Origin of the sequence: Janthinobacterium sp. ROICE36 (assembly GCF_002869965.1) — a bacterium.
GTDB lineage: Bacteria > Pseudomonadota > Gammaproteobacteria > Burkholderiales > Burkholderiaceae_D > Janthinobacterium.
In genome coordinates this window covers 64998-88807 of record NZ_PEBS01000015.1, presented here as the reverse complement: position 1 = coordinate 88807, position 23810 = coordinate 64998, and the positions used below count along the sequence as shown (strand labels likewise).

Below are 23810 nucleotides of genomic sequence, written 5' to 3'. Positions count from 1 at the left end.
TCAAGGGTTTTTGTGCTATATACTAGCCGGCTTCGGTATGGATTCGTCTTTTTTGAGTCCTACGTTACTTTGTAGTTAAACAAGCCCCGCCCAATCGCAGGTGGGAATGGAGAAAAAATGAGCCTAGGCCTTCTCGGTCGCAAGGTTGGTATGATGCGCATTTTCACGGATGAAGGGGATTCGATCCCGGTCACCGTGTTGGACGTATCGAACAACCGTGTTGCGCAAATCAAAACCCCTGAAACAGATGGTTACTCCGCTGTTCAGGTCGCATTCGGTCAACGTCGCGCTTCCCGCGTGACCAAAGCTGTTGCTGGTCATCACGCTAAAGCTGGTGTTGAAGCCGGTACTCTGTTGAAAGAGTTCCGTGTTGATGCTGCTAAAGCCGCTGAACTGAAAGCTGGCGATGTTGTCGCTGCTTCCCTGTTCGAAGTCGGTCAAAAGATCGACGTGCAAGGCGTTACCATTGGTAAAGGCTATGCAGGCGTTATCAAACGTTACCACTTCTCTTCGGGTCGTGCTACCCACGGTAACTCGCGTTCGCACAACGTTCCGGGTTCCATCGGTATGGCGCAAGATCCAGGTCGTGTTTTCCCTGGTAAGCGCATGACCGGTCATCTGGGTGACGTTAACCGTACGATCCAGAACCTCGTGATCGCCCGTATCGATGCCGACCGTCAGCTGTTGCTGGTCAAAGGCGCGATTCCAGGTGCGAAAAATGGCCAGGTAGTTGTCTCGCCAGCCATCAAAACCAAAGCCAAGAAGGGAGCTTAAACGATGGAACTCAAGCTTCTGAATGCGCAAGGTCAAGCCGCCTCGAACGTTGCTGCAGCCGATACGATTTTCGGCCGTGACTACAATGAAGCGCTGATCCACCAAGTCGTCATCGCGTATCAAGCGAATGCACGTAGTGGTAACCGCAAGCAAAAAGACCGTGAAGAAGTTCACCACACGACGAAAAAGCCATGGCGCCAAAAAGGTACCGGCCGCGCTCGTGCTGGTATGTCGTCGTCGCCACTGTGGCGCGGCGGTGGTCGGATTTTCCCGAACTCGCCTGACGAAAACTTCACCCACAAAGTGAACAAAAAGATGTATCGCGCAGGTATCTGCTCGATCTTGTCGCAGCTGGCTCGCGAAGAGCGCCTGATCGTCATCGACGATCTGACGATTGACGCGCCAAAGACCAAGCTGTTGTCGCAAAAATTGAACGGCCTGGGCTTTGATTCGGTTCTGATCATCACCGACGTTCTGAACGAAAACCTGGAACTGGCATCGCGCAACCTGCCTAACGTACTCGTCGTTGAGCCACGTCACGCAGACCCGATGTCCCTGGTGTTCTACAAGAAGATCCTGGTCACCAAAGCTGCATTGGCCAAGATTGAGGAGATGCTGGCATGAGCGCGATTTTGAAACATAGCGAAGAACGCTTGATGAAGGTGCTGTTGGCGCCCGTGATTTCCGAGAAGGCCACCATGGTCGCGGAAAAGAACGAGCAAATTGTATTCCGCGTACTGCCGGATGCAACCAAGCCTGAAATCAAGGCAGCGGTCGAACTGCTGTTCAAGGTTGAAGTTCTGTCCGTGCAAACTGCAAACCGCGAAGGTAAGCAGAAACGCACCGGCAAGTTCAACGGTCGTCGTAACCATACCAAGCGTGCTTTCGTGTGCCTGAAGCCTGGCCAGGAAATCAACTTCTCCGAGGAGGCTGCATAATGGCACTCGTTAAGATGAAACCAACCTCGCCAGGCCGTCGCGGCATGGTAAAGGTGGTGAACCCAGACCTGTACAAAGGTCGTCCGTTCGCTGCCCTGGTTGAAAAGAAATCCAAGACCGCTGGTCGTAACAACAACGGTCACATCACCACCCGTCATATCGGTGGTGGACATAAGCAACACTATCGCTTGATCGACTTCAAGCGCACCAAAGATGGTATTCCAGCGAAAGTGGAACGTATCGAATACGATCCAAACCGCACCGCGAATATCGCTCTGTTGTGCTACGCCGACGGCGAACGTCACTACATCATCGCAACCAAAGGCATGGCCGTTGGCGACAGCGTGATGAACGGTTCGGAAGCACCGATCAAATCGGGTAACTGCTTGCCAATCCGTAACATCCCAGTCGGTACCGTGATGCATTGCGTCGAAATGCTGCCAGGTAAAGGTGCCCAAATGGCACGTACCGCTGGCGCTGGCGTTGTGCTGATGGCGCGTGAAGGTACCTATGCTCAAGTGCGTCTGCGCTCGGGTGAAGTACGTCGCGTGCACATCGAGTGCCGTGCTACGGTTGGTGAAGTCGGTAACGCCGAGCACAGCCTGCGTAAAATCGGTAAAGCTGGCGCGATGCGCTGGCGCGGTGTTCGTCCTACCGTTCGCGGTGTGGTCATGAACCCGGTCGATCACCCGCACGGTGGTGGTGAAGGTAAAACAGCAGCTGGTCGTCATCCAGTTTCGCCATGGGGCCAACAGACCAAGGGTAAGAAAACACGCAGCAACAAGCGTACGACTTCCATGATCGTCTCGCGCCGCGGCAAGAAATAAGGGGTAGCACATGACACGTTCATTGAAAAAAGGGCCGTTCTGTGACGCCCACCTGGTGAAAAAAGTTGAAGCCGCGCAAGCAGCCAAAGACAAAAAGCCAATCAAAACCTGGTCGCGTCGTTCGACAATCATGCCTGACTTTATCGGCCTGACGATCGCGGTTCATAACGGCAAGCTGCACGTGCCGGTTTATGTTTCCGAAAACATGGTTGGTCACAAGCTCGGCGAATTCGCACTGACCCGTACGTTCAAGGGCCATGCAGCTGACAAAAAGGCTAAGAAATAATGGAAACTAAAGCTATCCTCAAAGGTGTGCGCCTGTCGGACCAAAAGGGCCGCCTGGTTGCTGACCTGATCCGTGGCAAGAAAGTTGACGCTGCACTCAACATCTTGCAATTCAGCCCGAAAAAAGGTGCTGCGATCATCAAACGTGTTCTGGAATCCGCTATTGCGAATGCCGAGCACAATGATGGCGCGGACATCGACGAATTGTTCGTGAAAACGATCTACGTCGAAAAGGGCCCGGTCCTGAAGCGCTTCACCGCGCGTGCAAAAGGCCGTGGCGACCGTATTTCGAAACAATCCTGTCACGTTTACGTGACTGTCGGTAACTAAGGAGCCACGATGGGTCAGAAAATTCATCCAACCGGTTTCCGTCTGGCGGTCACCCGTAACTGGGCTTCTCGCTGGTATGCAGGCAACGGTAATTTCGCTGCCATGCTGAACGAAGACTTGAAAGCACGTGCTTACCTGAAAAAGAAACTGAAGAACGCTTCCGTTGGCCGCATCGTTATCGAGCGCCCAGCCAAGAACGCGCGCTTCACGATCTACAGCTCGCGTCCAGGCGTGGTCATTGGTAAAAAAGGCGAAGACATCGAAGTACTGAAGTCCGCGCTGACCAAGATCATGGGCGTACCTGTTCACGTGAACATCGAAGAAATTCGCAAGCCAGAAATCGACTCGCAACTGATCGCCGATTCGATCGCTCAGCAGCTGGAAAAACGGATCATGTTCCGCCGCGCCATGAAGCGTGCAATGCAAAATGCAATGCGCCTGGGTGCTCTCGGTATCAAGATCATGTCGTCCGGCCGTCTGAACGGTATCGAAATCGCGCGTAAAGAGTGGTACCGCGAAGGCCGCGTGCCTCTGCATACCCTGCGCGCCGATATCGACTACGGTACCAGCGAAGCGTCGACCACCTACGGCATCATCGGTGTCAAGGTGTGGGTATACAAGGGTGACCGCGCGCCTAACGGCGATGCACCAGTCATCGATACCCCGGCTGACGAGAAGAAAAGCCGCGGCCCACGCCGTGACGATGGCAAGCCAGCTGGCCGTCCACGTCCAGCCGGTGCCGGTGCGAAACCATCCACAGCACCAGGTGCACGTGTGCGTACCGCCGCTAAACCGGCCGCCGCAGCAGCACCAGCTGAGAAAGCAGGAGAATAATCATGCTGCAACCAGCACGCAGAAAGTATCGTAAAGAGCAGAAAGGCCGTAATACCGGTATTTCGCACAGCCGCGGCACCGCCGTGTCGTTTGGCGAATTCGGTCTGAAGGCAGTTGCGCGCGGTCGTATCACTGCGCGTCAAATTGAAGCGGCGCGTCGTGCAATGACGCGTCACATCAAGCGCGGTGGCCGTATCTGGATCCGTATTTTCCCGGACAAACCGATTTCGAACAAACCGGCTGAAGTCCGTATGGGTAACGGTAAGGGTAATCCTGAGTACTACGTCGCTGAAATTCAGCCAGGCAAAGTACTGTACGAAATGGATGGCGTTGATGAAGCGCTGGCACGGGAAGCTTTCCGTCTTGCCGCCTCTAAACTGCCACTGGCGACGACGTTTGTCATCCGCCAAGTCGGCCAATAATTGGAGTTGTATATGAAAGCATCTGAACTCCGCGGCAAAGACCAGCCAGCTCTGCAAAAAGAGCTGAATGACTTGTTGAAGGCACAGTTCGGCCTGCGTATGCAAATCGCTACGCAACAGCTGAGCAACACTTCGCAGCTCAAGAAGGTACGCCGCGATATCGCGCGTGTGAAGACGGTAATGAATCTGAAGGAAGCCAAATGAACGAACCAGTGAAACAGTCGCTCAAGCGCACGCTGATCGGTAAAGTGGTTTCGGACAAGATGGACAAGACCGTTACCGTTCTGATCGAGCGCCACGTAAAACATCCTTTGTATGGCAAGATCATCATGCGCTCGAACAAGTATCACGCGCATGACGAGACCAACCAGGTCAAAGCCGGTGATACGGTCGAGATCCAGGAAGGTCGCCCGATCTCCAAAACGAAGGCATGGACGGTGACACGTGTGGTTCAAGCCGCACCAACCGTTTAAATAAAAACCACCGTTTCGACGGTGGGTTTTAATTAGTACTTGCAGGCCCGCAAATTGTATGTAATACTTGCGGGCTTCGTTCATGTAACGCCGCAAAGTGTCTGGTCACAGACAATAGCACTCGCGGTCAGTTGATGTATGAAGGTCATGCACCCAAACAGTGAAGCCCAGCAGGGCGGCTCTGGCGGGACCAAGACTGACCGTGGGTCTACATTGTGTGGATTCTTCGGCTTAAGTTGGGAAAGAGAATACTATGATTCAAACTGAAAGCCGGCTCGAAGTGGCTGACAATACCGGTGCCAAAGAAGTAATGTGCATCAAGGTATTGGGCGGCTCCAAGCGCCGTTATGCTGGCATTGGCGATGTGATCAAGGTAACCGTTAAGGTTGCTGCGCCACGTGGCCGTGTCAAAAAAGGTGAAATTTATAACGCCGTGGTTGTGCGCACCGCTAAAGGTGTTCGCCGCCAAGACGGTTCCCTGGTGAAGTTCGACGGCAATGCCGCCGTACTGTTGAACGCCAAGCTGGAACCGATCGGTACCCGTATTTTTGGACCTGTCACACGCGAACTGCGTACTGAGAAGTTCATGAAAATCGTGTCCCTGGCACCGGAAGTCCTGTAAGGAGTCGTAATGGATAAGATTCGTAAAAACGACGAAGTCATCGTTCTGACCGGGAAAGACAAGGGCAAACGTGGTGTGGTACAGCAGCGTATCGATGCTGAACATATCGTGGTTGACGGCATTAACATCGCTAAAAAAGCGACTAAGCCAAACCCGATGACTGGCGTAACTGGTGGTATCGTCGATAAGACCATGCCAATTCACGTGTCCAACGTTGCATTGTTTAATGCAGCGACTGGCAAGGCAGATCGCGTGGGTTTCAAAGAAGTGGACGGCAAGAAAGTTCGCATCTTTAAATCCTCCGGCGAAGTAGTGAAGGCTTAAGAAATCATGGCACGTCTCCAAGAATTCTATAAAGAAAAAGTCGTTGCCGACCTGACCAGCAAGTTTGGTTACAAGTCGGTAATGGAAGTTCCACGCCTGACCAAAATCACCCTGAACATGGGTGTTGGTGAGGCAATCGCGGATAAAAAAGTTCTCGAGCACGCAGTTGCTGACTTGACCAAGATCGCCGGCCAGAAGCCAGTGACCACCAAGTCCCGCAAAGCGATCGCAGGCTTCAAAATCCGTGAAGGTTATCCGATCGGTACGATGGTCACCCTGCGCGGCGCTCGCATGTACGAGTTCCTGGATCGCTTCATTACCGTGGCTCTGCCGCGCGTACGCGATTTCCGTGGTGTGAACGGTCGTGCATTTGATGGTCGTGGTAACTACAACATCGGTGTCAAGGAACAGATCATTTTCCCTGAAATCGAATACGACAAGATTGACGCGTTGCGCGGTATGAATATCAGCATCACGACAACCGCTAAGACCGATGACGAAGCCAAAGCTTTGCTCGCCGCCTTTAAATTCCCTTTCAGGAACTGATCATGGCCAAACTGTCACTGATTAATCGTGAGATCAAGCGTGCTGACCTGGTGGCGAAATTCGCCCCTAAGCGCGAAGCTCTCAAGGCCATCGTCGATGACCAATCGAAATCGGAAGAAGAGCGCTACGAAGCTCGCCTGAAATTGCAGGCGCTGCCACGTAACTCGAACCCGACGCGTCAACGTAACCGTTGCGCCATCACTGGTCGTCCGCGCGGCACATTCCGTAAATTCGGTCTGGGTCGTATCAAGCTCCGTGAATTCGCCATGCGTGGTGAAATTCCGGGTATGACAAAAGCAAGCTGGTAATAGGAGAATATGCAATGAGTATGAGCGATCCTATCGCCGATATGCTGACCCGCATTCGCAATGCACAAGGCGTGCAAAAGACGACCGTGGCCATGCCATCGTCGAAAGTCAAAATTGCGATTGCCAGCGTCCTGAAGGACGAGGGTTACATTGAAGATTTCGCTGTTACCGAAGCTGGTGGCAAGGCGGAACTGAAAATCGGTTTGAAGTATTATGTTGGCCGTCCCGTTATTGAGCGCTTGGAGCGCGTGTCCCGTCCGGGTCTGCGCGTCTACAAGGGTAAAGACGAGATCCCTGTTGTGATGAATGGCTTGGGTGTGGCGATCGTGTCGACTCCGCAAGGCGTCATGACTGACCGCAAAGCACGCGCTACCGGTGTCGGCGGCGAAGTTATTTGCTACGTGGCTTAAGGAGTTACACATGTCTCGAGTAGCTAAAATGCCTATCGTAGTGCCAGCTGGCGCCGAAGTCGCCATCTCCGCACAAGCGATCACCGTAAAAGGCCCGCTGGGCGTACTTTCCCAGGCCCTCACCGGCCAGGTCAAAGTGGAAAACAATGCAGGAACCCTGAGTTTCGACGTGGCGAACGACAGCCGCGAAGCCAATGCCATGTCCGGCACGCTGCGCGCACTGGTCAACAACATGGTTGTTGGCGTCACCAAGGGTTTCGAGAAAAAGCTGAACCTGGTAGGCGTGGGTTACAAGGCGCAAGCTCAAGGCGACAAGTTGAATCTGTCCCTGGGTTTCTCGCACCCTGTAGTGCATGACATGCCAGCTGGCGTTACCTGCGCAACACCAACCCCGACCGAGATCCTGATTAAAGGTATCGACCGTCAACAGGTTGGCCAGGTAGCCGCTGAAGTTCGTGCTTACCGCGCTCCTGAGCCTTATAAAGGCAAGGGCGTTCGCTATGCGGACGAAGTGGTTAAGCTTAAAGAAACCAAGAAGAAGTAATTAGGGGCTGACGATGGATAAGAAAGAATCACGGCTTCGCCGCGGACGCCAAACCCGCATCAAGATTGCGGAATTGAAAGTAAATCGCTTGTCGGTGCATCGCACCAACCTGCATATTTACGCCAACCTGATCAGCCCGGATGCAAAAATCCTGGTTTCGGCCTCGACGGCTGAAGCGGAAGTTCGCGCTGAACTGGCAGGCCAATCCGGCAAAGGCGGCAATGCCGCTGCTGCAGCCTTGATCGGCAAGCGCGTCGCTGAAAAAGCGTTGAAAGCAGGGATTACCGAAGTTGCGTTTGACCGCTCCGGTTTCCGTTACCACGGCCGTGTGAAAGCGTTGGCAGAAGCCGCACGCGAAGCCGGTCTGAAGTTCTAAGGATCAATCATGGCAAAAATGCAAGCAAAAATGCAAAGCGACAAGCCGGATGATGGCATGCGCGAAAAAATGATCGCGATCAACCGCGTGACCAAAGTGGTCAAGGGTGGTCGTATCATGGGTTTCGCCGCGCTGACCGTAGTTGGTGATGGCGATGGCCGCGTCGGCATGGGCAAGGGCAAATCGAAAGAAGTGCCAGTTGGCGTGCAGAAGGCAATGGAAGAAGCCCGTCGCAACCTGATCAAAGTACCGCTCAAAAACGGTACCTTGCATCATACGGTTGTTGGTCGTCACGGCGCCTCCAAGGTCCTGATGAACCCTGCTAAGCCTGGTACTGGCGTTATCGCTGGTGGCGCCATGCGCGCTATCTTCGAAGTGATGGGCGTGACGGACGTGGTGGCGAAATCCACCGGTTCGAACAACCCATACAACCTGGTACGCGCTACGCTGGACGGCCTGTCGAAAATGAGCACTGCTTCCGATATCGCTGCCAAACGCGGCAAGTCGGTCGAAGACATTCTGGCTTAAGGTGGACAAAATGACAAACACAGTCAAAGTGCAATTGGTCAAGGGCTTGATCGGTACGCGCGAATCGCATCGCGCTACCGTGCGCGGTCTGGGTCTGCGTCGTGTAAATTCGGTTTCCGAATTGCAAGACACCCCATCCGTACGCGGCATGATCAATAAAGTATCGTATCTCGTTAAAGTTGTCGGGTAAGCCTTCGGGCTTACACGAACGGAGCAAATCATGGAATTGAATACTATTGCACCAGCCGAAGGCGCTAAGCACTACAAGCGTCGCGTCGGTCGCGGTATCGGCTCCGGCCTGGGTAAAACCTCGGGTCGTGGTCACAAAGGTCAGAAATCGCGTTCGGGCGGCTTTCATAAAGTCGGTTTCGAAGGCGGTCAGATGCCTCTGCAACGCCGTCTGCCTAAGCGCGGTTTCAAATCGATGCACGCAACCTTCAAAGCTGAAGTGCGCTTGTCCGATCTGAACAACCTGGCGGTTGGCGATGTCGACATTCTGGTCTTGAAGCAAGCTGGCGTTCTGGGCGTGTTGGCCCGTGACGTGCGCGTGATCTTGTCCGGCGAAATCACCAAAGCGGTGAATTTGAAGGGCTTGAAAGTGTCCGCTGGCGCGAAAGCAGCCATCGAAGCAGCCGGCGGCTCGGTAGCCTGAGTTGACCGCTAACAGCTTGATCGGAGCGAAAATTGGCGACTAATCCACAACTTGCTAAAAGTGCAGCGGCCGGTTTCCCTTGGGGACGGCTCTGGTTTTTGCTTGGCGCATTGGTGGTTTATCGTATCGGTGCTCACGTCCCGGTTCCCGGGATTGACCCGACACAATTAGCCTCGCTGTTCAAGGAGCACGAAGGCGGCGTCCTGGGCATGTTTAACATGTTCTCGGGCGGTGCCTTGTCTCGTTTTACAGTGTTTGCGCTGGGTATCATGCCTTATATCTCGGCCTCGATCATCATGCAATTGCTGTCGATCGTGTCACCGCAGATGGAAGCGTTGAAAAAAGAAGGCGAAGCAGGTCGTCGCAAGATCACCCAGTACACCCGGTATTTCACGGTTGCCCTGGCACTGTTCCAAGCGTTAGGCATTGCAGTCGCACTGGAGTCGCAAGCTGGTCTGGTGTTGGAACCTGGTCTTGCATTCCGCTTCGTGACGGTCGTCACTTTGTTGACCGGAACAATGTTTTTGATGTGGTTGGGTGAGCAAATTACCGAGCGCGGCTTGGGGAATGGCATCTCGATCATCATTTTTGCCGGGATTGCAGCGGGTCTGCCGTCGGCGTTGGGTGGCTTGTTCACTCAAGTGTCGAATGGTTCGATCGGCAGCTTCAGCGCGATTTTCATCGTGATCCTGGTAGCACTGGTAACGTACTTCGTCGTATTCGTCGAACGTGGTCAGCGCAAAATATTGGTCAATTACGCGAAGCGCCAGGTAGGCAACAAGATTTATGGCGGTCAAACCAGCCATTTGCCGTTGAAGCTGAACATGGCCGGCGTGATCCCGCCGATCTTTGCTTCTTCGATCATCTTGTTTCCGGCCACTATCGTGGACTGGTTTTCAAAGGGCGCCGACAACGCTAACCCTGCGGTGCGGTTCTTGAAAGATTTGGCAGCATCGATGGGGCCTGGTGAGCCTATCCATGCGCTGTTGTACGCAGTGGCGATCGTGTTTTTCTGTTTCTTCTATACAGCGCTGGTGTTTAACAGCAAGGAAACAGCAGATATCTTGAAGAAAAGCGGTGCGTTCATTCCCGGGATTCGTCCAGGCGAGCAGACAGCCCGTTACATCGACAAGATTCTGACACGCTTGACACTTGCCGGCGCAGTCTACATCACCCTGGTGTGTTTATTGCCGGAATTTATGCAAGCCCAGTGGAAAGTACCATTCTATTTCGGCGGTACTTCTTTATTGATTATTGTAGTTGTCACCATGGATTTCATGGCGCAAGTACAGAACTACGTGATGTCGCAGCAATATGATTCGCTGCTGCGCAAAGCAAATTTCAAGGGCGGAATTCCGACGCGTTAAGCGCGGTAAACATACCGAATGGCAAAAGACGACGTCATACAGATGCAGGGCGAGATTCTTGAGAATCTCCCAAATGCAACATTTCGAGTGAAGCTGGAGAACGGACACGTGGTGCTCGGGCATATTTCGGGTAAAATGCGGATGAACTATATTCGCATTCTCCCTGGAGACAAGGTAACGGTGGAGTTAACGCCGTACGACCTGAGCCGAGCCCGCATTGTGTTCCGTACTAAGTAACACACTGAATCAAACCAAAGAAGCGAAAGAAAGAGCCCAAAAATGAAAGTTCTCGCATCAGTCAAGCGGATCTGCCGCAACTGCAAGATCATCAAGCGCAAAGGCGTAGTCCGCGTAATCTGCGTGGAACCACGTCACAAGCAGCGTCAAGGTTAATCGAGGAATAACAAATGGCACGTATTGCAGGGGTTAATATCCCAAATCATCAGCATACCGTTATCGGCCTGACGGCCATCTACGGTGTGGGCCGTCCACGCGCAGAGAAAATCTGTGCATCGACCGGTGTAGCAACCAACAAAAAGATCAAAGATCTGGATGATAGCGAACTGGAAAAACTGCGCGATGAAGTAGGTAAATTCATCGTCGAAGGCGATCTGCGTCGTGAACTGTCCATGAACATCAAGCGTTTGATGGATCTGGGTTGCTACCGCGGCATGCGTCATCGTAAGGGTTTGCCTTGCCGTGGCCAGCGTACGCGTACGAACGCACGTACCCGCAAGGGACCGCGTAAAGCCGCTCAATCGCTGAAAAAATAATCCGCTAGGGAATAATTATGGCTAAGTCGCAAAATAACGCCGCATCAGCACGCGTGCGTAAAAAAGTTAAAAAGAACGTCGCTGAAGGCATTGCACATGTCCACGCTTCGTTCAATAACACCATCATTACCATCACCGATCGTCAAGGCAATGCCTTGTCGTGGGCTACCTCCGGCGGTGCAGGCTTCAAGGGTTCGCGTAAATCGACCCCGTTCGCAGCGCAGGTCGCCGCGGAAGCCGCTGGTAAAGTGGCTGTTGAGTGTGGCGTCAAGAACCTGGAAGTACGTATCAAGGGCCCAGGTCCTGGTCGTGAATCCGCTGTTCGCGCGCTGAACAACCTGGGCATCAAGATCACCGAGATCCAGGACGTGACGCCGGTGCCGCACAACGGTTGCCGTCCACCGAAACGTCGTCGTATCTAAGATAGTGTTGCAGAGGGCGCTTCGGCGCCAGCTGCTTTGCTGTCTGTTGTAACTCAGTACAGTTGTGTGAAATCGCTGGAGCAGGGAGCCGGAAACGGTTATACTGCCCGGCTGTTCTTGCCTGTCAAATTCCATTTGGCGGGTTTTTCGTTTTCAGCCACCGTCTGATTGAAGCTGAGTCAGACTAGCGCCTAACCGCAGCAGCGTGTTTGATCATGCATGTGGCTGGGGCGTTATCATTAAAAAAAGGAAGTATCGTGGCACGTTATATCGGACCTAAAGCAAAACTCTCCCGCCGTGAAGGTACTGACCTGTTCCTGAAGAGCGCACGTCGCTCGCTGGACAGCAAGTGCAAACTGGACGTCAAACCAGGCCAGCACGGTGTTAAATCCGGCGCCCGCACCTCGGACTACGGTAACCAACTGCGCGAAAAGCAAAAAGTAAAACGCATGTACGGCGTGCTGGAACGTCAATTCCGCCGCTACTTCGCTGAAGCAGACCGTCGTAAAGGCAACACCGGCGAAACGCTGTTGAAGTTGCTGGAAACGCGTCTGGACAACGTTTGCTACCGCATGGGCTTTGGCTCGACCCGCGCTGAAGCGCGTCAATTGGTCAGCCATAAAGCGTTCACCGTGAACGGTATCGTTGTCAACATCGCTTCGTACGCGGTTAAAGTTGGCGACATCGTTGCTGTTCGTGAAAAATCGAAAAAGCAAGTGCGTATCGTTGAAGCACTGTCGCTGGCTGAACAAGTTGGTATGCCTAGCTGGGTTTCGGTTGATGCCAAGAAAATGGAAGGCACCTTCAAGTCCCTGCCAGAGCGTAACGAAATCGCTAACGACGTCAACGAATCGCTGATCGTCGAGCTGTACTCGCGTTAATAGCAGTTAGCACCATCACCGCCCACTCAGCTCAGATGAGTGGGCGTTTTACTAATGCCATCAGCCTTATCGGTGTAATGAGCCGAGGGTATTGAAAAGGACATTTCATGCAAAACAGTTTGTTGAAGCCACGTATTATCGATGTTGAAGCTCTCGGTGCAGGTCACGCCAAAGTCGTGATGGAACCGTTCGAGCGCGGCTATGGCCACACATTGGGTAACGCGTTGCGCCGCGTTCTGCTGTCGTCGATGGTAGGCTACGCGCCGACCGAAGTGACGATCGCTGGCGTCGTCCACGAATATTCCTCCCTCGATGGCGTGCAAGAAGACGTCGTCGATCTGTTGCTGAACTTGAAGGGTGTGGTTTTCAAAGTCCACAACCGCGATTCGGTCACCCTGACCCTGAAAAAAGAAGGCGAAGGCGCGATCCTGGCCTCCGACATCGACCTGCCGCATGACGTCGAACTGATCAACCCTGACCACGTGATCGCCCACCTGACCGCTGGTGGCAAGCTGGACATGCAGATCAAGGTTGAAAAAGGCCGCGGCTACGTTCCTGGTAACGTGCGTCGCCTGTCGGAAGACACGAACAAGACCATCGGCCGTATCATTCTGGATGCGTCGTTCTCGCCAGTGCGCCGTGTATCGTACTTCGTTGAATCGGCTCGCGTCGAACAGCGTACCGACCTGGACAAGCTGATCATCAACATCGAAACCAACGGCGTGATCTCGCCGGAAGAAGCGATCCGCCAGTCGGCCCGCGTCCTGGTGGATCAGTTGAATGTGTTCGCTGCCCTGGAAGGCACGGAAGCTGCCGCCGAAGCGCCATCGCGCGCTCCGCTGGTCGATCCTATCCTGTTGCGTCCAGTCGACGACCTGGAGTTGACTGTGCGTTCGGCGAACTGCCTGAAAGCGGAAAACATCTACTACATCGGCGACCTGATCCAACGTTCGGAAAACGAACTGCTGAAAACGCCAAATCTGGGCCGCAAGTCCCTGAACGAAATCAAGGAAGTGCTGGCATCGCGCGGCTTGACCTTGGGCATGAAGCTGGAAAACTGGCCGCCTGCAGGCCTGGAAAAGTAATTTGTAGTTGTAGCAAACTGCTTGGGACAGGTGTCCCGGGCTTTTATTTTTGAAGTAACAAACCGGCCCGCGATGTTGCACTAGCTTCATCGATCGAAGAGCTGGAATTTAAACACTCACCGAAAGGATTTATCATGCGTCACGGTCACGGCCTCCGTAAACTGAATCGTACCTCGTCCCACCGTCTGGCAATGCTGCGCAACATGACAGTATCGCTGCTGCGTCACGAAGCGATCAAAACCACCTTGCCAAAAGCAAAAGAACTGCGCCGCGTTGTCGAGCCAATTCTGACCCTGGGCAAAACTGACTGCCTGGCAAACAAGCGTCTGGCCTTCAACCGCTTGCGCGATCGTGAAATGGTCTTGAAGCTGTTCGCTGAACTGGGCCCACGTTACGCCAACCGTAATGGCGGTTATGTGCGTATCCTGAAAATGGGTTTCCGCGTCGGCGATAACGCTCCTATGGCGTTCGTTGAACTGATGGATCGTCCAGATACGACCGAAGCAGTTGAAATCGCTGGCGAGTAATCCCAGTAATTGCATCTGAGAAAGCCAGGCCTAGCCTGGCTTTTTTGTTTTCTGCTGCAGTCATTCTTACCGCAGTGTACTATTCTCCTTTCGCGCCGGCCCGGCACAAGCGCTGCCTGCTCCGCGCGTCCTCTGTCGAATGGTCGAAAAGGTAGTTCATGTCCCGTTTCCCCTCCAGCGCCACTGCGCGCACCGCGCCACGCCATCCATTGCTCACTTGGTTTGCTGCCTGTTTCTTCCTGTTGCTTGTCGTTTTTGGCGCCGGTCATGCCCGTGCCGACGATGAATTCCTCGATCCCGAGCTGGCTTTCAAGTTTTCCGCCCGCATGCAGGACCCGTCGACTATCGCCGTCACCTATGTGATTGCCGATGGTTACTATATGTACCACGAGCGCTTCAAGTTCGACGCCGTGGGTGCCAAGCTGGGCGCACCCGTGTATCCGGCCGGCAAGGTCAAGTTTGACGACACCTTCCAGAAGAACGTGGAAACGTTCCGCAAGACCCTCACCATCACGATTCCCGTGCAGGCGGCTGGCGCGTTCACCCTGAAGGCGACGGGACAGGGTTGCTCCGACAAGGGCCTGTGCTATGCGCCGCAGGATGCCTCGGCCCAGCTGGTCGGTAGTGGCGGCGGGCAGAGCATGGCGCCAGGCGGCGTGGCATCGAAGTTTGCCTTGCCTGCCGCGCCTGCCGTCAACGGCCCGCAGGCACAGGCATCGCCTGGCGTATCCGTGCTGAGCATTCCCCAGGCGGATATCACCAGTACGCCCGAGCCGGTAGCGGCGGCGCCCGTGGCGGCACGCTACGCGCCTGTGCAAAACGAGCTGGGCAAGATTGAATCGGCCCTGAAGGGCGGCAAGCTGCTGGTCATCGTGCCCCTGTTCATGTTGCTGGGCCTGGGGCTGGCGTTCACCCCGTGCGTGCTGCCGATGGTGCCGATTTTGTCGTCGATCATCATCGGCGATGGCGTCAGGGTCAGCCGTTCGCGCGGCTTGCTGTTGTCGCTGACGTACGCGCTGGGTATGGCCATCGTGTACACGGCGCTGGGCGTGGCGGCCGGTCTGGCGGGTGAAGGCCTGGCGGCCAAGCTGCAAAATCCGTGGGTGTTGGGCTTTTTCGCCTTGCTGATGGCGGGCCTGGCGCTGTCGATGTTTGGTTTTTATGAGCTGCAAGTGCCGGCTTTCCTGCAAGGCAAGCTGACGTCCGTGTCAAACCAGCAATCGTCGGGCCGCCTGGCGGGCGTGTTCGTCATGGGCGCCATTTCCGCCCTGATCGTGGGGCCATGCGTGGCCGCGCCGCTGGCTGGCGCCTTGCTGTACATCAGCCAGACGCGCGACGTCGTCATCGGCGGCAGTGCGCTGTTCGCCATGGCCGTGGGCATGAGCGTGCCTTTGCTGTTGGTGGGTGTTTCGGCCGGCACCTTGCTGCCGCGTGCCGGTGCCTGGATGGATGCCGTCAAGCGCTTCTTTGGCGTGCTGCAACTGGGTGTGGCCTGGTGGCTGGTTTCGCCCGTGCTGCCGGGCGCCGTGCAGATGCTGGGCTGGACGGTGCTGTTCGTTGCTTACGGCATGTATCTGCTGGTGGGCAAGAGCGGCGCGAAGCATGTCTGGGTGGCCAAGGCCTTCGGCCTGGTATTTGCCGTGCTGGGCGTGCTGCAACTGGTGGGCGTGGCCAGCGGTGGTCGCGACCCGCTGGCGCCGCTGGCGCACCTGGGCGGTGGCCAGGTGCACGCGCAGCCATTTACACGCGTGAAAACCGTGGCGCAGCTCGACGCGGCGCTGGCGCAGCTGAACGGCAAGCCAGCCTTGCTGGACTTTTATGCGGACTGGTGTGTGTCTTGCATCGAGATGGAAAAACTGACCTTCGTCGAACCCGCCGTGCGCGAGAAGATGGGGCAAGCCGTGTTGCTGCAAGTGGACGTGACGGCCAATGACGCCGACGACAAGACCATGCTGAAGCGTTTCCAGCTGTTCGGCCCGCCTGGCATCATCATGTTCAACCCGCAGGGGCAGGAGATCGCCCAGTCGCGCGTGATCGGTTTCCAGAACGCATCGACCTTCCTGACTTCCTTGTGCAAGCTCGACGGACAGTAAGCGTTTACTTGTCCGCTGAATAAGGAAAAGCCTGCCATCGCAGGCTTTTTCCATTCTTGCATACCGCTAAAACTTAACCAGCTTTGGGATGCTCCTGCATGCCATGGTGGCCGCCACGGTGGCCACCGTGCTTGCCGCCAGGCACGCTGTCGTCAAACACTTTCTGTTGCTCCGGTGTCAGCACGGCATAAAAAGTTTTCAGCGAGGCCAAACGGCTTTCCTGGCCGGCGATGCGTTCCTTCGACATGGCAATCCATTGTTCCATGCGTTCCGGCGCCGACAGTTTGGCCATCGCTTCACGCTTGGCCTTCCAGTCGCCCATCGGTTTTTTCGGCGCGTTGGCGGCCGTGAAAGTGGCCCAGGCCGGTTCCTGCGCGGCGGTCAGCTTCAGCTTGTCGTGCAGACGGGCCTGGTATTTGGCCATGCGTTCGGCAGGGTTGCCGCCGCGGTGGCCTTCATGTTGCATCTTGCTGCTGGCGGCAGGCGCGCTGGCGGCCGCTTCCTGGGCGTGGACGGTCAGCGATGCCGCACCCATGCCGAGTACGCTCATGGCGATGATCAAGTTCTTGCGCAAGGTTCTCATTGAGGCGTTCATCTGGATTCCTTTGTAAAAGATGAGGGATGTACATGTTGCTGCACATGAATCCATGTTGGACGCGCCATGTTTCCCCGAAGTGTCCGCTGCCAGACAGTTTGTATCTATATGTTTCTTCGGGTCTCCTATATACAAGACGATACAAATGCGCTGTGCAAGGGTGGGGGAAGTGGGGATAATTCGTACCATGGAACCCACCTCTACAATTCTCATCGTCGACGATGACCGCGACATCCGCAGCTTGCTGGCGGACTACCTGGAAACGAACGCCTACCGCACCCTGGGCGCGGCAGATGGCACGGCGATGTGGAAAATTCTCGACGAAACGCGGCCCGACCTGATCGTGCTCGATTTGAACCTGCCTGGCGACGACGGCCTGACCTTGTGCCGCAAGCTGCGTGCCCAATCGACGGTGCCGGTGATCATGTTGACGGCGCGCAATGAGCCGCTGGACCGCATTCTGGGCCTGGAAATGGGTGCCGACGATTATTTGCCGAAACCGTTCGAGCCCCGTGAATTGCTGGCGCGCATACGCAGCGTGTTGCGCCGCAGCCATGCCATGCCATCGAACGTGCCGTCGGACAAAGCGCAGCAAATCCGCTTTTCCGGCTGGACCCTGGACTTGACGGCGCGCCACCTGCTCAATCCCAGCGGCCTGGTGATCATGCTGTCGGGCGCGGAATTCCGCTTGCTGCGGGTGTTTCTGGAACACCCGAACCGCGTGCTCAACCGCGACCAGTTGCTGAACCTGACACAGGGGCGCGACGCCGACCCGTTCGACCGGTCGATCGATATCCAGATCAGCCGCCTGCGGCAAAAACTCGGTGAAGATGCCCGTTTGCCGCAAATCATCAAGACCGTGCGCAATGGCGGCTACGTGTTGGCCGGCCAGGTCAATGTGGAGCCGCACGCGTGAAGGCCTTCCTGGGGTCGATGACGGGCCGCGTATTCATGTTTCTGCTGATCGGCATCGTCGCTTCGGCCGCGCTGACGCAGTGGCTGGCTGTGGGCGAACGCCAGCGCGCCATTGAGCAATACCGCGACTACCATGCCGTCGAGCGGGCCGAGCAGCTGGTGATGGCGGCCGACGTGGTGCCGCTGGCTTCGCGCGCGGCTTACCTGAAAGTGGCCAACAAGGGCAGCGTGCGCCTGGAGCTGCGTCCCGCGACCGAGCATGCGCCCGGCGCGCCGACGGAATTTTCCAGCGCCCTGCAAGCCAAGCTGGGCGGGGGCTTCAAGGTCAGCGCGCTGGCTGAACGCCCGGCCGCGTGCATCCAGCCGCGCCAGTCGCCGGGCATGTTCGGCGCCAGGCCCTGGGGCGGCACCTGTGAAAACCTCGACGTGCGCATGCAGGACGGCCACGTGCTGCGCCTGATGGTCTTGCCGCCACGCCAGCAGCCGCCGTTCAATGAACATAACGACTGGATGACACTGCTGCCTTTCCTGATCAGCATCGCCATCCTCGCTTACCTGGTCACGCGCATGACCATGCGCCCGCTCAAGCAGCTGGCGCAGGCGGCGAAAGACTTGGGCAACGACATCAACCATCCGCCGCTGACCTTGTCGGGGGCCAGCGAGATCCGCCAGGCCAGCGCCGCCTTCAATGCCATGCAGGCGCGCATACGCCAGCACATTTCCCAACGTACACAAATGCTGGCCGCCATCACGCATGATTTGCAAACGCCGCTGACACGCTTGCGCCTGCGCCTGGAAAAAGTGGCCGATACAGAGTTGTATGAGCGCCTGGTGGGCGACCTGTCGGCCATGCAGAGCATGGTCAAGGAAGGGCTGGACCTGGCTCGCTCGATGGATAGCACGGAGGCGATGCAGGCACTCGATCTCGACTCCCTGCTCGACAGCGTCTGCTCGGACGCGGCCGATGCCGGCCAGAATGTGACCCTGGCCGGGCAGGCTAGCATGGCCTTGATGGCCCGTCCCATCGCCATGCGGCGCTGCCTGGTGAACTTGATCGACAATGCCGTCAAATATGGCCTGTACGCGCAGGTGACTGTCGAGCGCATCGCCGGCACGGCCCGCATCCGCATCCGCGACGGCGGGCCGGGTATTGCGCCAGATCAATTGGCCAAGGTATTCGAACCGTTTTACCGCATCGAGACTTCGCGTTCGCGCGAATCGGGCGGCACCGGCCTGGGTCTGACCATCGCGCGCAACATCGCCGAGCAGCATGGCGCCACGGTCTTGCTGGCCAATCATGTCGACGGTGGACTGGAAGTTACCCTGATCGTGCCAGAGTATTACGCTGGAAAGTGAGCCTTTCCATGCGACAATATTGTGCTTTACGCCCCCTGGCAACGACATTCAACCTGCAGCCCTGCGCTGCAACAGCATGACAGAACAATGAAAAAGACTAGCCTGGCAATCCTCGTGGGTGCTGCCCTGTGTATCGGTGGCGGTATCTGGTATTTCAATCATCAGTCCGGCGTGTTGGCCGGTGGGCAGGATGGCAAAGGGGGCAAGGGCGGGCAGGGACCAACGACGGTGAGCGTGGTCGCGCCGCTGCGCCAGGATGTGCCGATGGTGTTGCAAGCCAATGGCAGCGTGATGCCGATCAGCAGCGTCGATCTGCATCCGCAGACGACCAGCACGATTACCAAGGTGCACATCCGCGAAGGCCAGTTCGTCAAACAGGGCGAGTTGATGTTCACGCTGGACGCCCGCAGCGAGTACGCGAACGTCGACAAGGCCCAGGCGCAAGTCTTGCGCGACCGCGCCTCGGTGCAGGACCTCGAACGCCAGCTCAAGCGCAGCCAGGATTTGCTGAGCAAGAACTTCATCGCCCAGGGCGCCGTGGACACCCTGCAAAGCCAGCTCGATGCGGCACGCGCCTTGCTGGCCGCCGACCAGGCCGCCTTGCGCGCCGCCCAGGTCGACTCCAGCTACACCGTCCTGCGCGCGCCGCAAGGGGGGCGCGTGGGCGCCATCAGCGTCTACGCGGGCAGCCTTGTGCAGCCGACCACATCACTGACAAGCATTACCCAGCTCGACCCGATCGATGTGGTCTTCACCTTGCCGGAAAGCAGTCTCTCGGGCTTGCTGGCGGCGCAGAAGGCGGGCGACGTGGCGGTCAAGGCGCTGCTGGCCGATGCCGGCGGCAAGCAGCTCGATGGCAAACTGAACTTTATCGACAATGCCGTCGATCCCGCCACGGGCGTGATCAAGATCAAGGCCCGTTTCAATAATGCTGGCACCGACCTGTGGCCTGGTCAGTATGTGAATACGCAGCTGACCGTGCGCACGCTCAAGGATGCGCTGGTCATCCCGCAAAACGCCATCATCACCAATACCACGGGCATCTTCGTGTATTCGATGGAAGCGGACAACACCGCCAAGGTGCGCAAGATTGCCCGCGTGTATGCCTTCGGCCCGAATGCCGTCGTCACCGGATTGAACGGCGATGAAAAAATCATCGTCGATGGCAAGCAGAACTTGCGTCCGGGCGGCAAATTGCGCCTGGCGGAAAAACACAAGGCCGCCGATGGCGCCGTCGTACCGCAAGGCAAGCCAGCATGAACCTGTCCGAATTGAGCATTCGCCGCCCCGTCATGGTGGTGCTGTTGTCCCTGAGCATCATCCTGGCCGGTGTGTTGGCGTATGGCCACATTCCCGTGGCGGCCTTGCCGAGCTACAACACGCCCGTCATCAACGTCAGCGCCGACCTGGCCGGCGCCAGCCCCGATACCATGGCGTCCTCCGTGGCCTTGCCGCTGGAAAAGCAGTTTTCCACCATCGCCGGCCTGAGCCTGATCACTTCCACGAGTACCCGGGGCAATACTTCGCTGACCCTGGAGTTTGACGCCAGCATCAATGTCAATGAGGCCGCTGTCGACGTGCAGGCGGCCCTGCTGCGCGCGCAGCGCCAATTGCCCACGGAAATGACGGATTTGCCATCCTACCGCAAGGTTAATCCGGCTGATGCGCCCGTGCTGTTCATCCAGATGACGTCGCCATCGCTGAACTTGTCGGATCTGAATGATTATGCGGAAAACCTGATTGCGCCCAGCCTGTCGACCCTGCCTGGCGTGGCCCAGGTCAGCGTGAATGGCCAGAAACGCTTCGCCGTGCGCGTACGTGCCCGTGCCGACCTGATGAACGCGCGCAACCTGACCATGGACGAGCTGGCCACCGCACTGCGCGCGTCGAACACGAATTCGCCGCTGGGCATCCTCGACGGCCCCAGCCAGACGCTGACCATCCAGGGCAACCCGCAGATGATGAAGGCGGCCGATTTTGCCGAACTCATCGTCGCCACGCGCAATGGCCAAGCCGTCCGGCTGAAGGAAGTGGCCGACGTGGAAGACAGTTTCCAGTCGACCAAGACGGCCAGCAGTTTCAATGGCGAGCGCTCGATCACCTTGCTGGTGCAGCGTCAACCGAACGCCAATACCGTGCAAGTGGTCGATGCCGTACGCAAGCTCTTGCCGGGCTTCAAGGCGCAATTGCCTGCTTCCATCCAGATCAGTCTGGTCAACGACCGTTCCGTCTCGATTCGCGAAGCCATTCACGACGTCAACCTGACCCTGGCCCTGACGGTGATCCTGGTGGTGCTGGTGATCTTTTTGTTCCTGCACCGCGCGGCGGCCACCTTCATTCCGGCCATCACCATGCCGATTTCCCTGCTCGGTGCGCTGGCCCTGCTGTACTGGCTCGGCTATAGCCTCGACAACGTTTCCCTGCTGGGCATTACCCTGGCCGTGGGCCTGGTGGTCGACGATGCCATCGTGGTGCTGGAAAACATCGTGCGCCATATCGAGATGGGCAAGAAGCCGATCCAGGCGGCTCTGGTGGGTGCCAAGGAAATGGGATTTACCATCATTTCGATTTCCGTCTCGCTGGTGGCCGTGTTCATCCCCATCTTCTTCATGCCGGGCGTGATCGGCTTGCTGTTCCACGAGTTTGCCGTCGTCGTCTCGCTGTCCATCCTCGTGTCGGCCATCGTGTCGCTGACCCTGGTGCCGATGCTGGCCAGCCGCTTCCTGCCGGCCGATACGCGCGAACACAATGACAGCGACCCCACGCATGGCGAAAAGTCCTTCATCGGACGCCACTTCGAGGCGGGTTTCACGAAATTGCGCAATGCTTACGTGCATCTGCTCGACAAGGCCCTGGCGCACCGCAACGTGGTGCTGTTCATCGCCGTGTGCACTTTTGTGCTGACGGTGCTGCTGTACGCTACCATTCCGAAAGGCTTCTTCCCCGAGGAAGACCTGGGCCAGATCCAGGTGAACACGGAAGCGTCGGAGGATATCTCCTCGGCGGCATTGCAGGACTTGCAAGCCCGCGTAGCGGCCGTGCTCAAGGCGGACCCCAGCGTGCAGGATGTGACCTCGTTTGTCGGCGGCGGCAACACAGGCCGCATGTTCATGGTCCTGAGGCCGCGCAGCGAACGGCCGAAAATGCCCGTGGTGCTGGAAAACCTGCGCCGAGCGACGAGCGCCGTGCCCGGCATGGCCGTGTATTTCCGTCCCGTGCAAAACTTGCAACTGGGCGGGCGCCAGAGCAAGAGCCGCTACCAGTACACCTTGCAAAGCGTCAGTCCCGATGCCTTGAATGACTGGGCGGAAAAGTTTATTGCGGGCATGCGCGCCGATCCCGCTTTCCGCGACGTCACCAGCGATTCGCAGATCAAGGGCTTGCAGGCGTCCCTCCGGATCGACCGCGACAAGGCCAATCTGCTGGGCGTGCAAATGTCCGATATCCGCACGGCCCTGTACAGCGCCTTTGGCGAGCGGCAAGTGTCGACCATCTATTCCTCGGCAGCGAGCTATTACGTGATCCTGGAAGCGGCCACGCCGGACCGCCAGTATGACGATGCGCTCACGCGCGTGTCCGTACGCAGCAAGTCGGGCGAGCTGGTGAAACTGTCGAGTATTGCCTATGTGGAACGCACTATCGGTCCCACGGCCATCAATCACCAGGGACAGCTGCAGGCCGTCACGATTGCCTTCAACCTGGCGCCGGACGTGCCGCTGGGCATCGCCACAGGCAAGATCGACGTGATGGGCAAGGACATGAGCTTGCCGGCCTCCATCATCACGCGCTACGGCGGCGACGCGGCCGTGTTCCAGGATTCGCAGGCTAGCCAGATCATCCTCATCATCGCCGCGCTGGCCGTGATCTATGTGTTGCTCGGTGTCCTGTACGAAAGCTATATCCACCCGCTGACCATCCTGGCTGGCTTGCCGTCGGCGGCGGTGGGCGCCTTGCTGACCTTGCGCCTGTTCGGCATGGACCTGACCATGATCGCCATCATCGGTATCTTGATGCTGATCGGTATCGTCAAGAAAAATGCCATCATGATGATCGACTTTGCCCTGCATGCGCAGCGCAACGAGGGCATGAGCCCGGCTGTAGCCATCCGTCAGGCCTGCATCCTGCGTTTTCGCCCCATCATGATGACGTCGGCGGCGGCCCTGATGGGCGCCTTGCCGATCGCCCTGGGCCTGGGCGCCGGCGCCGAGCTGCGCCAGCCGCTGGGCCTGGCCGTGGTCGGCGGATTATTGTTTTCACAAGTTATTACCCTGTTCATTACCCCCGTCATCTATTTGTTCCTGGACAAGTACAGCGGCACGGGGCCGGTGACGGACGAGCAACTGCTAGCACTCGACAACAAGGCTTGAGCGCTTGCGTGACCCGTGGCCGGCGCCCCCTTCCTGCGTGAATGGGGCGCCGGTTTTGTATGGGCAGTGATACATACGGTAACAACCGTCAAGGGGCGGCTCGGGTACGCTGTTACTGCTGCAAGGAATGTCGCTATCCTGTACGCTTCGGGTTGGAAAGGCCGACGAAGTGTTCCCAAAAGCAAGGGACTCTGGCACTATGGCTGCCCTGTAATGTTATTTCTTCGCTACACAGA

Annotated in this window: 34 protein-coding genes; 33 read left to right on the top strand and 1 reads right to left on the bottom strand. The window is 56.9% G+C overall.

Annotation, left to right across the window (positions count from 1 at the left end; genetic code table 11):
* Window positions 1-117 precede the first annotated feature (117 nt).
* From rplC to dsbD, 29 genes are all read left to right on the top strand, one after another.
* Window positions 118-774: a 50S ribosomal protein L3 gene (rplC, locus tag CSZ94_RS08875; protein ID WP_071079769.1), complete on the top strand. Its 657-nt coding sequence runs from the start codon at window positions 118-120 to the stop codon at window positions 772-774.
* 3 nt (window positions 775-777) lie between these two features.
* Window positions 778-1398 carry a 50S ribosomal protein L4 gene (gene rplD, locus CSZ94_RS08870; protein WP_034753197.1) on the top strand — a complete coding sequence of 207 codons (621 nt, stop codon included), beginning with the start codon at window positions 778-780 and terminating at the stop codon, window positions 1396-1398.
* A complete protein-coding gene (rplW, locus tag CSZ94_RS08865; RefSeq protein WP_010394398.1) occupies window positions 1395-1712 on the top strand; it encodes a 50S ribosomal protein L23 in 318 nt (105 codons plus the stop codon). Before rplD ends, rplW begins: the two co-directional genes overlap by 4 nt.
* Complete coding sequence (rplB, locus tag CSZ94_RS08860; protein WP_010394400.1) at window positions 1712-2539, top strand: 50S ribosomal protein L2; 828 nt, start codon at window positions 1712-1714, stop codon at window positions 2537-2539. The genes rplW and rplB overlap by 1 nt, the downstream gene beginning before the upstream one ends.
* Before the next feature lie 10 nt (window positions 2540-2549).
* Window positions 2550-2825 (top strand): 30S ribosomal protein S19, encoded by a 276-nt coding sequence (gene rpsS / locus CSZ94_RS08855; RefSeq protein ID WP_008444295.1) that lies wholly within the window; start codon window positions 2550-2552, stop codon window positions 2823-2825.
* The gene (gene rplV / locus CSZ94_RS08850; protein WP_170840583.1) at window positions 2822-3154 is read left to right on the top strand and encodes a 50S ribosomal protein L22; all 333 of its coding nucleotides are present in this window, start codon (window positions 2822-2824) and stop codon (window positions 3152-3154) included. The genes rpsS and rplV overlap by 4 nt, the downstream gene beginning before the upstream one ends.
* Window positions 3155-3163: 9 nt before the next feature.
* Window positions 3164-3988: a 30S ribosomal protein S3 gene (rpsC, locus tag CSZ94_RS08845; protein WP_034753199.1), complete on the top strand. Its 825-nt coding sequence runs from the start codon at window positions 3164-3166 to the stop codon at window positions 3986-3988.
* A gap of 2 nt (window positions 3989-3990) precedes the next feature.
* Entirely contained in the window at window positions 3991-4410 is a 420-nt protein-coding gene (gene rplP / locus CSZ94_RS08840) for a 50S ribosomal protein L16 (RefSeq protein ID WP_010394411.1), read from the top strand.
* A 12-nt stretch (window positions 4411-4422) separates the two neighbouring features.
* Window positions 4423-4614 (top strand): 50S ribosomal protein L29, encoded by a 192-nt coding sequence (gene rpmC, locus CSZ94_RS08835; protein WP_010394412.1) that lies wholly within the window; start codon window positions 4423-4425, stop codon window positions 4612-4614.
* Entirely contained in the window at window positions 4611-4883 is a 273-nt protein-coding gene (gene rpsQ, locus CSZ94_RS08830; protein WP_010394415.1) for a 30S ribosomal protein S17, read from the top strand. The genes rpmC and rpsQ overlap by 4 nt, the downstream gene beginning before the upstream one ends.
* Before the next feature lie 253 nt (window positions 4884-5136).
* Window positions 5137-5505 carry a 50S ribosomal protein L14 gene (gene rplN, locus CSZ94_RS08825; protein ID WP_008444317.1) on the top strand — a complete coding sequence of 123 codons (369 nt, stop codon included), beginning with the start codon at window positions 5137-5139 and terminating at the stop codon, window positions 5503-5505.
* A 9-nt stretch (window positions 5506-5514) separates the two neighbouring features.
* Complete coding sequence (rplX, locus tag CSZ94_RS08820) at window positions 5515-5829, top strand: 50S ribosomal protein L24 (RefSeq protein WP_034753204.1); 315 nt, start codon at window positions 5515-5517, stop codon at window positions 5827-5829.
* Between the two features lie 6 nt (window positions 5830-5835).
* The gene (gene rplE / locus CSZ94_RS08815; protein ID WP_010394421.1) at window positions 5836-6375 is read left to right on the top strand and encodes a 50S ribosomal protein L5; all 540 of its coding nucleotides are present in this window, start codon (window positions 5836-5838) and stop codon (window positions 6373-6375) included.
* Between the two features lie 2 nt (window positions 6376-6377).
* A complete protein-coding gene (gene rpsN, locus CSZ94_RS08810) occupies window positions 6378-6683 on the top strand; it encodes a 30S ribosomal protein S14 (RefSeq protein WP_010394423.1) in 306 nt (101 codons plus the stop codon).
* A gap of 14 nt (window positions 6684-6697) precedes the next feature.
* Window positions 6698-7093: a 30S ribosomal protein S8 gene (gene rpsH / locus CSZ94_RS08805; RefSeq protein ID WP_010394425.1), complete on the top strand. Its 396-nt coding sequence runs from the start codon at window positions 6698-6700 to the stop codon at window positions 7091-7093.
* 10 nt (window positions 7094-7103) lie between these two features.
* Window positions 7104-7637: a 50S ribosomal protein L6 gene (gene rplF, locus CSZ94_RS08800; protein WP_034778281.1), complete on the top strand. Its 534-nt coding sequence runs from the start codon at window positions 7104-7106 to the stop codon at window positions 7635-7637.
* Window positions 7638-7650: 13 nt separating this feature from the next.
* Window positions 7651-8013: a 50S ribosomal protein L18 gene (gene rplR, locus CSZ94_RS08795; RefSeq protein WP_071079767.1), complete on the top strand. Its 363-nt coding sequence runs from the start codon at window positions 7651-7653 to the stop codon at window positions 8011-8013.
* 9 nt (window positions 8014-8022) lie between these two features.
* Entirely contained in the window at window positions 8023-8541 is a 519-nt protein-coding gene (rpsE, locus tag CSZ94_RS08790; RefSeq protein WP_010394433.1) for a 30S ribosomal protein S5, read from the top strand.
* Window positions 8542-8551: 10 nt separating this feature from the next.
* Window positions 8552-8731 carry a 50S ribosomal protein L30 gene (gene rpmD, locus CSZ94_RS08785; RefSeq protein WP_010394435.1) on the top strand — a complete coding sequence of 60 codons (180 nt, stop codon included), beginning with the start codon at window positions 8552-8554 and terminating at the stop codon, window positions 8729-8731.
* A gap of 30 nt (window positions 8732-8761) precedes the next feature.
* Window positions 8762-9193 (top strand): 50S ribosomal protein L15, encoded by a 432-nt coding sequence (gene rplO / locus CSZ94_RS08780; protein ID WP_034753211.1) that lies wholly within the window; start codon window positions 8762-8764, stop codon window positions 9191-9193.
* Window positions 9194-9225: 32 nt separating this feature from the next.
* Window positions 9226-10560 carry a preprotein translocase subunit SecY gene (gene secY, locus CSZ94_RS08775; RefSeq protein WP_102121154.1) on the top strand — a complete coding sequence of 445 codons (1335 nt, stop codon included), beginning with the start codon at window positions 9226-9228 and terminating at the stop codon, window positions 10558-10560.
* 18 nt (window positions 10561-10578) lie between these two features.
* Complete coding sequence (infA, locus tag CSZ94_RS08770) at window positions 10579-10797, top strand: translation initiation factor IF-1 (RefSeq protein WP_005663428.1); 219 nt, start codon at window positions 10579-10581, stop codon at window positions 10795-10797.
* A gap of 42 nt (window positions 10798-10839) precedes the next feature.
* On the top strand, window positions 10840-10953 hold the full coding sequence (gene rpmJ, locus CSZ94_RS08765; RefSeq protein WP_010394471.1) for a 50S ribosomal protein L36: 114 nt from the start codon (window positions 10840-10842) through the stop codon (window positions 10951-10953).
* A 14-nt stretch (window positions 10954-10967) separates the two neighbouring features.
* The gene (rpsM, locus tag CSZ94_RS08760; protein WP_046681666.1) at window positions 10968-11333 is read left to right on the top strand and encodes a 30S ribosomal protein S13; all 366 of its coding nucleotides are present in this window, start codon (window positions 10968-10970) and stop codon (window positions 11331-11333) included.
* Window positions 11334-11350: 17 nt separating this feature from the next.
* A complete protein-coding gene (rpsK, locus tag CSZ94_RS08755; RefSeq protein WP_010394475.1) occupies window positions 11351-11755 on the top strand; it encodes a 30S ribosomal protein S11 in 405 nt (134 codons plus the stop codon).
* Window positions 11756-12012: 257 nt separating this feature from the next.
* Window positions 12013-12636, top strand: a complete 624-nt coding sequence (gene rpsD, locus CSZ94_RS08750) for a 30S ribosomal protein S4 (protein WP_010394478.1) — start codon at window positions 12013-12015, stop codon at window positions 12634-12636.
* A gap of 107 nt (window positions 12637-12743) precedes the next feature.
* Window positions 12744-13721, top strand: a complete 978-nt coding sequence (locus tag CSZ94_RS08745) for a DNA-directed RNA polymerase subunit alpha (protein ID WP_008444343.1) — start codon at window positions 12744-12746, stop codon at window positions 13719-13721.
* Window positions 13722-13855: 134 nt separating this feature from the next.
* Window positions 13856-14248: a 50S ribosomal protein L17 gene (gene rplQ, locus CSZ94_RS08740; protein ID WP_010394482.1), complete on the top strand. Its 393-nt coding sequence runs from the start codon at window positions 13856-13858 to the stop codon at window positions 14246-14248.
* 158 nt (window positions 14249-14406) lie between these two features.
* A complete protein-coding gene (dsbD, locus tag CSZ94_RS08735) occupies window positions 14407-16341 on the top strand; it encodes a protein-disulfide reductase DsbD (protein WP_102121153.1) in 1935 nt (644 codons plus the stop codon).
* Window positions 16342-16414: 73 nt separating this feature from the next.
* Here dsbD and CSZ94_RS08730 read toward each other — a convergent pair whose 3' ends face one another.
* Window positions 16415-16936, bottom strand: coding sequence for a Spy/CpxP family protein refolding chaperone (locus tag CSZ94_RS08730; protein WP_180977407.1), 522 nt, complete (start codon window positions 16934-16936; stop codon window positions 16415-16417).
* A 187-nt stretch (window positions 16937-17123) separates the two neighbouring features.
* Between CSZ94_RS08730 and CSZ94_RS08725 the strand changes: the two genes are divergently transcribed.
* The 4 genes from CSZ94_RS08725 to CSZ94_RS08710 all read left to right on the top strand — a co-directional run bounded on the left by CSZ94_RS08725 (window position 17124) and on the right by CSZ94_RS08710 (window position 23574).
* Entirely contained in the window at window positions 17124-17852 is a 729-nt protein-coding gene (locus CSZ94_RS08725; protein ID WP_034753223.1) for a response regulator, read from the top strand.
* On the top strand, window positions 17849-19207 hold the full coding sequence (locus CSZ94_RS08720; protein ID WP_102121152.1) for an ATP-binding protein: 1359 nt from the start codon (window positions 17849-17851) through the stop codon (window positions 19205-19207). The genes CSZ94_RS08725 and CSZ94_RS08720 overlap by 4 nt, the downstream gene beginning before the upstream one ends.
* A gap of 87 nt (window positions 19208-19294) precedes the next feature.
* Entirely contained in the window at window positions 19295-20467 is a 1173-nt protein-coding gene (locus CSZ94_RS08715) for an efflux RND transporter periplasmic adaptor subunit (protein ID WP_102121151.1), read from the top strand.
* Window positions 20464-23574 (top strand): efflux RND transporter permease subunit, encoded by a 3111-nt coding sequence (locus CSZ94_RS08710; protein ID WP_102121150.1) that lies wholly within the window; start codon window positions 20464-20466, stop codon window positions 23572-23574. Before CSZ94_RS08715 ends, CSZ94_RS08710 begins: the two co-directional genes overlap by 4 nt.
* Window positions 23575-23810 lie beyond the last annotated feature (236 nt).